At 59.7% G+C, this 9,141-nt stretch carries 2 protein-coding genes; both read right to left on the bottom strand.

The window, feature by feature from the left end:
* Positions 1–7,154, bottom strand: a 7,154-nt coding sequence (locus QWE_RS25690) for a peroxidase family protein (protein WP_006725408.1), incomplete at its 3' end; no start/stop codon positions are given.
* Between the two features lie 981 nt (positions 7,155–8,135).
* A complete protein-coding gene (locus tag QWE_RS07025; RefSeq protein ID WP_006725407.1) occupies positions 8,136–9,125 on the bottom strand; it encodes a bile acid:sodium symporter family protein in 990 nt (329 codons plus the stop codon).
* Between the last annotated feature and the right edge of the window lie 16 nt (positions 9,126–9,141).

Raw genomic sequence — 9,141 nt, 5'->3', positions numbered from 1 at the left:
GCATGCACCTCGTCGTCGCCCTGGCCGGCATTGATGACGTCATTGCCATCGCCGCCCGACACCACGTCGTCGCCATCCTCGCCACGCAGAATGTCCGAGCCGCCCTGACCGACCAGAACATCCGTTCCAGCACCACCCAGGATCGTATCGTCACCACCCGCGCCAAGAAGCGCTTCCGCCGCGGCCGTGCCGATCAGCGTGAGGGGTGAGCCGCCCGTTGCGGGAGGCACCACCATATCGTCATCGTCAGCACCGTCATCATCCGGGCCGGCGTCGTGGTCCTCACCTTCACCAGCACCGACCAGGATTGGCGCCTGTCCGGTAAAAGTCAGCGAGTGGCTGCCATTGGAGAGCGTCGTCGTGCCGTCGCCATTGTCGCTCTCACTGTAGTCTTGCGGATTGGCGTCCGGGGCCACTTCGACGACATCCTGCGGACGTAGCGCACCGACAATCGTGTCATTGCCGCCGTTCGAGCGGAAGACGATACGGTGGGCAGAGGTCAGGGCCGAGATGTCGACCACGTCGTCTCCGGCGGAGCCATCGATGGTGATGGTCGAGTAGTTCAGGCTGGTGCTGTCGAAATTGCCGATGACTTCGATGATGTCGCCGCCACTCGTGCCGCCGTCCGGTCCACCATTGTTGTTGTTCTGCGAGACGTTCAGCGTGTTGACTGAGATCTCCTCGATGTTGTCGAGTTCGGCGACCACTGTTTCTACGCCATTGGCCAGAGCACGGGTGATGACGATCTCGGTCGTCGGCAGGAAGGCCGTGCCGAGCATGGCGGCGAGCGATGCGTTCTGGTTGTTGGTCACGGCATAAATGCGGAACCTCTCGGCACCTTGCACCCCGATCAGGCGGTAGGTGTCGTTGCCTGTGCCGCCGTCGACAATGTCGCGGCCCTGATCGCTCGTCTGATTGATCGTATCATCACCGCCACCGGCCAGAATGACGTCATTGCCGGCTCCACCGTCGAAGGTGGAAGCGTTGTTGTTGCCCGCCAGGATCTGGTTGCCGTTGCCCCCAGTTGTGCCCTGATTTTGCGACAATGTCACTGTCGCGGTATCGCTGTTGCCCCCCGTTGCTGTGTAGCCGAAGCTGCCGCCGGCACCGCCATTTGTCGGATCGGTGAAAGTAACCAGTCTCACCGTATTGTTGAGGCTGACGCCAGTCAGTCCACCCTGGCCGTTCGAGGACACGGCGGTGACGTCGAGCGTATTGTCCGGATCGCTGTCATTGTAGAGCAGCGCCCACTCCGGAATGACGATCGCCGTGCCACGGCTGATATTGGTGATGACCGTATCATTGTTCGCAATGGTCGGATCATCGACCGGCGTGATGGTCACCGTATGCGTCGCCGGCGCACTATCGAGGCGCCCGTCATTCACAGTCACTTCGATCACACGCGGAACGACGGACGGCGCGTCCGAACTGTTGGCGAAAGTGATCGCCTGCATCGCAGCCTGATAGGCCGAAAGCGCAGCTTCGCCGGCAAGTGTTACAACGATCGTGCCGCCTGCTTGCGTGGTCGTCGCAGTGATGCCGTTGGGAAGCCCCCCCACGGCGAGGCTGTCACCGGCCTGGGCATTGGTAAGAACCACCCGAGCCGAAGCCAGCAACTGTCCATCATCGGTGATCAGCGGCTGAGACCCGATCGAAATCGGTGACTGACCTTCGACAAAGGTGCTGGTTATGTCCTGATTGGGCGGCGTGACCGGCTGCGTGCCGATGGCGTTGATGGTCAGGTTGTCGGCAATGAAGCGCTCGTTATTGTCGAGGGTTCCTTCGAGACGGAAACGAACGGCGGCATTTGCGGTGAAACCGTTACCAACTGGCAGTGTGATCGACTGGCTGCCACCATTGTTGCCGTTGAAAGTCGCCACGGCCACGAAATTCACGCCATCCGCCGCGTACTCGAAATGCAACCTTTCATTATCACCGTTAAAGCCGCCTGCTGATATACCCTCATCTGCAATACTGAAGGACACCGACGCAGACTGCATGCCCGATAGATCGAGGGATCGTGTGATCGTTGCACCGTCAGCCGCATTCGGATTGAAGCGGAGCTGGTTGCTGTCATTCTGGTCGATCTGGACGTTTCCGCCCGTGACCGAATTGTTCCCGTCGCCCGCCTCGACCCAGCCTGAAACGAAGCTGGTCGTACCCGTGTTGTTGTTGCCACCACTTGCCGTGTTAAAATTGTCGGCCAACACGCGGGTCACGGTGTCGAAACCGTCGAGCGCAATCTCCGGCGCGACGTTGCGAAGGTCGAGTACCCGGTCGGCGAACTGGATCCTCTCGATATTAAACAGCCGGTCCGTACCCTCCGCCTGAAGGTTGCGGCCCGACACTGCGTCGATAATACCTGCCGTAGGGTTCACATGATCAACGGTGACGCTGCCGTCATCGTTGTACGTGACCTCATAGTTCTCGAAGTTGTCGTAGTAGAATGCGGTGTCGACATCAGCAGCTCCACCGCCGTCAACGATCTCGCGGACCATGGACAGTTGCCCTGGCCGGAAAGTCCGGCTGAACAGCAGGCTCTCGAGCGTCGCACCTTCCAACTGCGCAATCGCATTTGGCTTAAGCATGCCGTTGATAAGATCCGCTTCCAGATAGACCGGGCCGGCCAGGCTGTCGGCCGTATAAGGACCTCCGGGTGCATCGATACGAATGCGGACGTTGAGCCAACTGTCACCGTCGATGATGTCGTTGCCGCCCATGCCGCGGATCATGTCGGAGCCACCGCCGCCGAGCAGGATGTCGGAACCGTCGGACGTGTCCATTACAGCCAACTGGCTGTCGCCGTTGGCATTGTTCGGGTTGGTGAGAACGAAGCGCTCGAGATGCGCCACCAGCTCGCGAAGCCCGGTTATGTTGTCGACGTTCTTTTCGAGAAGCGCGTTGGAGAAGCTCTCTATCGGTGCATCCGGGCTTACCTGCGCGGCGTTGCCAGCTGCATCGTAGCCGCCGACGACGACGTCGCGCCCGGTGAGGCTGTCATTGTTCTTCCAGCCGGATAAGCCTTCCACGAGATCATAGCGGTCCCGCAGGATGTTGTTCTGCTGGTTGACGAAGATGCTGACATTCATGTCCGCCACGGCATCGTAATCATTGCCCTTGAAGGTCGTCCAGTCGAAGCCGGCCATGCCATTGCTCCGGTTGATGCCAATTCCCTGCACCATGATGTCGTCACCGGATTCGGCATCGAAATCGGTATCGTTCTCACCCGAGATCATGATGTCGTGGCCAATGACGCGGGAGTTGAAGAACAGCTCCGAATTGTCACCGGTCAGGGTGTTCATATTCCCCTGACCTTCCATCCAGTCGTGGCCTTCGTTGCCGTAGACGACGCCACCTCCACCGGAGGCCGCGCGGATGAAATCATTCCCTTGACCACCGAAAATGCTCTTGGCTTCGGAACCACCAGCCAGGATGTCGGAACCGTCACCACCAAAGATCAGGTCGAGACCCATGCCGCCATTGATCAAGTCGTCGCCGCCCTCGCCCTTCAGCACGTCCGCTGCACCGATATCGGTGCCGCTGTCGGTGATGACGTCAGAGCCGTCTCCGCCATGGATGTGATCAACGCCGTAACCGCCTTCAATCCGGTCATCGCCGCCTTCACCCCAGATTGTGTCGTCGCCAGCACCGCCGATGATCGTTTCCGACCGGTTTGTGCCACCGAGTACCACATGCTCACCGCCATTATACTTGAGGTAATCAGGGCCGCGGGTGACGAGGCTGTCGGTCCCGGTGATCGCAGAGATGACATCGGGTGCACGGGTCGGATCAGCCCTTCCGTTGTCTGCGAGACCTTTGTTGTACTGGCGAGACTGGTCCATCTCGATGATGTAATCGGCGGTCTGGAACGCAGCGCCATTGATGTGCAGGCCGACCTCTTCGGTATCGGTGTTGCGTCGGATCAGGTCGGCAAAGCTGTCGCTCTCCAGTTCCGTCAGGAGGTTCAGACCCTGGGTGCGGCTGAGATAGTAGAAGCGGTCACCATTTTGCAGCTTCTCGATCTGCAGTTCGAAGATAAAGGTGAAGGTGGACCCCAGCATGCCGCCGAAGGGCATCAAGGCCTCAGCGAGACCGCCGATCCAGAAGTCGACCTTGTTGAGCCCTGTTTCAGCATTGGCCCATGAGCCCGTGGAGTTGAGGAAGTCGAGGCGAGCCTCGCGTTGTGTGGATGTTTCATTTGCCTTTCCGAACACCAGATCCCAAGCGGCATCCCGCTTGGCGTCGGCTGTTGTTGCAGAGAGGATCGTCGCATGGGTGCCATAGGCCGCGATAAAGTTGACGATCGACAGCGGGTTCTTGAGGTTCTGGGCGAAATCCACCCAGCTGTCATAGGGCTTCAGATAGGTGTCCTGCGTCTGGTCGTAGATCTGCCGACGAGCCTCGTTGAGCGAGGGAACTCCGGTTTCACGGGCACGGGCGATGTTGAGCGCGGCAAGATCGAGCGGCAGGCCGACCAGATTGTCACGCAGCGCGCTGGTCATGAATTCGTCAATTTCGTTGCCGGCCTGACGGGTCATGCCGCGCAGGATCGCGCCGGCTGCTGCATGGGCGTCGACGCCCTGCGCATCGAACATCACCGGGTCGAGGAAGGCGTCGATCAAACCCTTTTCTTCCGCTCTGACCTGACCACCGGCAAATTTCAGGATGTCGACGTTCTCGTTCAGCATCGAGTGCCCGAACCGATAGACGACCTGGGCGAATTCCTCGAAGATCGCGCTGTCGATTTCGACTGAATTGGAGAAAACGAACGGGTCGATCTGCGGAGCAACAGCGCGAACGAACTCCTCGAAGACGAGATGCTGATAGACCATTTCTGTCGAGAAGCGGGCAGCCTGGAACAACCGCTCGCCATCCCAGACCAGACCGGCACCGCTCGCGGGCATGGTGTCGACATCGGTGAGCAGCCACTCGTTCAGGAAGGCAACATCGCCGCCGGCAAGCAGGCTTGCCTTGATTTCCTCCACCTGACGGTTGTGTTCGCCATGGAAAATGGCGTGCGTCGCCGTCAGCGCGATATTCTCGTTGCCGCGACCGTCGCCGACGATGAAATGACGATCGAGGAGCTCGTTGTCATAGGTCGAGACACCGCCGAACACGTTGGCAGGCCCCTGCGCATTACCGGTGTCTGTGTCTGTATCCGCTGTTTTCTGCGCGTAGACGGCCTGCCCTTGTTCGGTGCGTGCCATGACATACTCACCAGGCACGGCGTCGTGGGCGATATCGTTCAGGAAGGCACGGCCAGCTGAAACCGCCTGCATGGCATCGGCTGGCGCAACAGGATTGCCTTCGACGGCGCCCGTCGGGGTGACGAGTTGCGGGAACCCGTTGGCCCCGCGCACGAATTCGCCGTAGAAATCGGTCAGCACCGCTGGAACGGCGTGAACGTTCAGATCATGCAGTTTGATGCCGAGGACGAGTTCCGCCTGGGTCTTGATGTCCTTCCAGGTCGGCGGGCCACCGGTTACGCTTTCGAGCATCTGACCGGTGGCAACAGGCTTTCCGCCGACCAGCACATATTCGCGCAGGAAGACCTGATGGGACGGGTTCGACGTGTAGACCTGATTCAGATCGATCCAGGGCGTGGTTTCATTTGTGTGGTTGCGTACGTCGTCGGCAGTGCCGATGACGCCGTCGGCACCCGGCGCGTTGGTGGCGCGCGTCAACACCATGAAGTTGGTCGGACTGCCCGCCACATAGAGCGGATCGTCCGGCTGCAGCGGAATATAGACCGAGCCAGAGCTACCCTTTGTGGTAAGGTCGAGACCATGATCGAAGAACTGACCAAAGATCGTCATGAAGCCGTTGAAGGAGGCGGTATCGCCGAGGTCGGCGGCGATATTCTTTATGAAAACGTTGTCGCCGTCCATTTCGACGCCGTGTGAAGACAACTCGGCGATGACGGCCGCCTTGGCGGCCGCTACGGCGGCATTCGCGAGCGCGGTCGCGGCAGCGTCGGTCTGAGGAAGTGCCTGCAAGGAGGCCTGTGCGCCGGCGAGATCGGCCTGCGCCTCGGCAAGATCAAGGGTTGCATCATTCAACTCGACCGTCTTTGCGGCGACCGCAGCATCTGCTGCCGCGTGACCGGCCTCGGCCAGTTCGGCAGCTTCAACAAGCTCGACCTGCTGGTCGAGTTCCCCCTGCAGAACCGTCACCGAAGCAGAATGGGCAGCCTGAGCGAGAACAAGTGCCGCATCGGCGGCTTCGTCATCCTCCTGTGCGACTTCATAAGCCGTGCGAGCCGCGTTGTAGGCGAGCGTTGCCTGGGCCAAAGCGTCGGCCGAGGCTTGGCTCGGATTGGCTGAATAGGCATTCGCAGCGTTATTGCGCGCAATTTCTGCAACCGTCAGGTTGGCAAGCGCGAGATTTTCTGCGCTCTGGGTCGCGGCAGCAGCATCGCCGGCTTCCTGCATCAGCGCAAGCTTGGCGGCGACATCGGCCTGAGCGGCTCCCACCTCGATCTGGTTGGCGACAACGGCAGCCTCCGCCGCTGTCAACGCGGCCGAGCCCTGGGCCGCAGCGTTGACAAGTGCGCTCAGTTCTCCCTGCAGCGCTATCACCGTCTGCTGGGCAACAGTGACTGTGTCCTGCGCACTGTTGACGACAGCCTGAGCCTGGGTGCGGGCGGCAGAAGCCGATGATGCCGCAGTCGCCACTGCGGCCTGTGCCTGACTGACGGCAGCCTGGAGCTGCATGACCTCTCCCACGATCGTCAGCGCGTCGGCACCCGTGATCCCAACCGAAGCAAGTGCTGCGGAGATGGCAGCCGGGTTACTCAATGACTGGTCGGCAACAAGGTTGGAAATGATGCGCGGCTGGCTGTCATAGACGCTTCCAGAGGGCTGGCCGTAGCTGGTCGGAAGACCAGTGCGCGGATTGACTTCCGCAGTGGAGAACTGGGCATCGAGTAGCCGGACCATCGGCTGATCGGCCGATCCGAACCGCGTCATGCCCGGCTGGAAGTTGTTGAATGAACCATCAACCGTGCGCAAGCCATAAGGCAGGAGCGGGCTCGAGACGAGTTGTTCTAGTGCAATTCTCGGATCTGTCCCGGCATTCGAGGCTGCGACATGCGCTTCGGCGATCTTGATTTGACGCAGAATAAAATCGAGGTCGTTCTTGTTGAGCTGTACCATGATGCAACCGGGTCTCCCCGCCCCTCTTGTTGATCAGCGCAGCAGCCACAGCTAACCGCGCAGTATTGGAGGCTGAAGCTTGCAGGAGATCAAAGGACGGAACCATGTCTCATGGTCCAACGAAAATATCCCCGAAGGTCCGAACGGGACTAGGGACTTTGTGCCCTACTGAAAAGGGGCCGCTGGACCGATGCTTCGGACACACTTGGAGCAGAACGCAAAATCCGTCCTGCCGAAGTGCCGTTCAGGTTTGTGTTAATTTGCCTCAGCAGTGCGTCGGGCGCTTTATTGGAAGTGCCCGCGATGGGAGGAGGCCTTGATCCCGCAGCGCAGATGATCGAACAGCTCCGGGTTGATATCCTACGTCGCTTGGACCCGACGTACTCGTAGATCTCTTTGGCAGTCTATCGCTGCCCGATCGGGTGACGGCGCTCCCGGCCGCGCCGTCGTTTATGGCTATCCTCGTCGCGGCGCAGCAACGAAAGTGGTCATCCAATCGGCACTCCTCAGTGAAACCTTCGAGAGCTTACCGCGGTACCGATATCTTGAGCCAGGGAACAAGCGCAGGACGTTAGAGCCCGTATGGCTCCCGAATTACCCACGCCCCAGTTTTCAATAATCATCAGGAGATCTAACGTTTGGGGGATTTGGGCCGGGGATGACCAAGAGCTTTCTCAGGTTCCTCCTTGATCCTGCCTTCGGTTTCCACCCCGAGGACCTCGAGCGAATAAGTCTCGTCCGGTTTGTAGGCCGCTCCTTGGAGGGTTCCTACTGCGCGGCCGGGATCTAAAGATCGCGAACGCCGCTAGATTTTTTCAGACTTACCATGTTTCAAGGACTGAAATGATGCCCCACTCCCTGTCGCGGCCTCAACTTCCACAAAACAGCGACCTACCCTCTGGTGTTTCTCCACTTTAGGAGGAGTCCTTTGATTGGCAGAAAAGATCAAGGCACGCTCGGATAACGCGATCGACGTCGGACTCAGGCTCCCGGTTGGACCAATCGTTCAGCTTTGACCTGTGCATTGGCAAAGCGCCGCGCGAGCCAGGCGCAGACCATCAACTGGATCTGGTGGAAAAGCATCAGCGGCAGGACGATCGCGCCGACCGACTGACCCGCGAAGATGACACCGGCCATCGGCACACCGCTGGCAAGGCTCTTCTTCGAGCCGCAGAAGACCGCGGCAATCCGATCCTCCCGGCTGAAACCGAACAGGTTCGAGCAGAAAATCGTGACAAGCAGAACGACCACCAGCAGGGCAATGTCGAGCCCGATTACCAGCGCCAGATCGGCCGTGGTGAATTCAGACCAGATGCCTTGAATGACCGCATTGGAAAAGGCGAGATAGACCACCATCAGGATCGAACCACGATCAACGGGGGCGAGCAGTGATTTTCGCGCCCGGATCCAGTTGCCGATGACGGGCTGCAGGACCTGTCCAAGCACGAAGGGCAGGAAAAGCTGCAGGAGTATCTTGCCGATCATCTCCAGCGACACTCCAACATGACCTTGCGCTGTGAAGAGGACGGCCACGAGCGCCGGTGTCAGGAACATGCCAAGAATGTTCGATGCGGAGGCTGCACAGATGGCGGCAGGAACATTGCCACCTGCAATCGAGGTAAAGGCGATCGATGACTGCACGGTCGATGGCAAGACGCAAACATAGAGAAGGCCGAGATAAAGGGCAGGCGGGATAAGCCAGGGCGAGAGCACCCCCACGAGGAGACCGAGCAGCGGAAAGACCACGAATGTGACGGCAAGGATGAAGCCCTGAAGGCGCCAATTCAGGAAGCCCGCCACCACCACATCAGTCGAAAGGCGCGAACCGTGCAGAAAGAACAAGAGCGCAATCGCCAGATTGGTCGCAAGGCCGAACCACTCCGCCGGCTCTCCGGAAATCGGCAAGAGGCTTGCAACGACCACCATCGCAACAAGCAGCAGCGTGAATGTATCGGGAAGAAGGCGTTTCATCTGAGGGTTCCTGCTG

Origin of the sequence: Agrobacterium albertimagni AOL15, from assembly GCF_000300855.1 — a bacterium.
GTDB classification, from domain to species: Bacteria; Pseudomonadota; Alphaproteobacteria; order Rhizobiales; family Rhizobiaceae; genus Allorhizobium; species Allorhizobium albertimagni.
The sequence above is the reverse complement of the archived record's forward strand: the minus strand, read 5'-3'. Positions and strand labels throughout refer to the sequence as shown.

Coding starts and splice junctions, on each gene's coding strand:
- QWE_RS07025 (WP_006725407.1), bottom strand. CDS start 9,125: ATGAAACGCCTTCTTCCCGATACATTCACGCTGCTGCTTGTTGCGATG.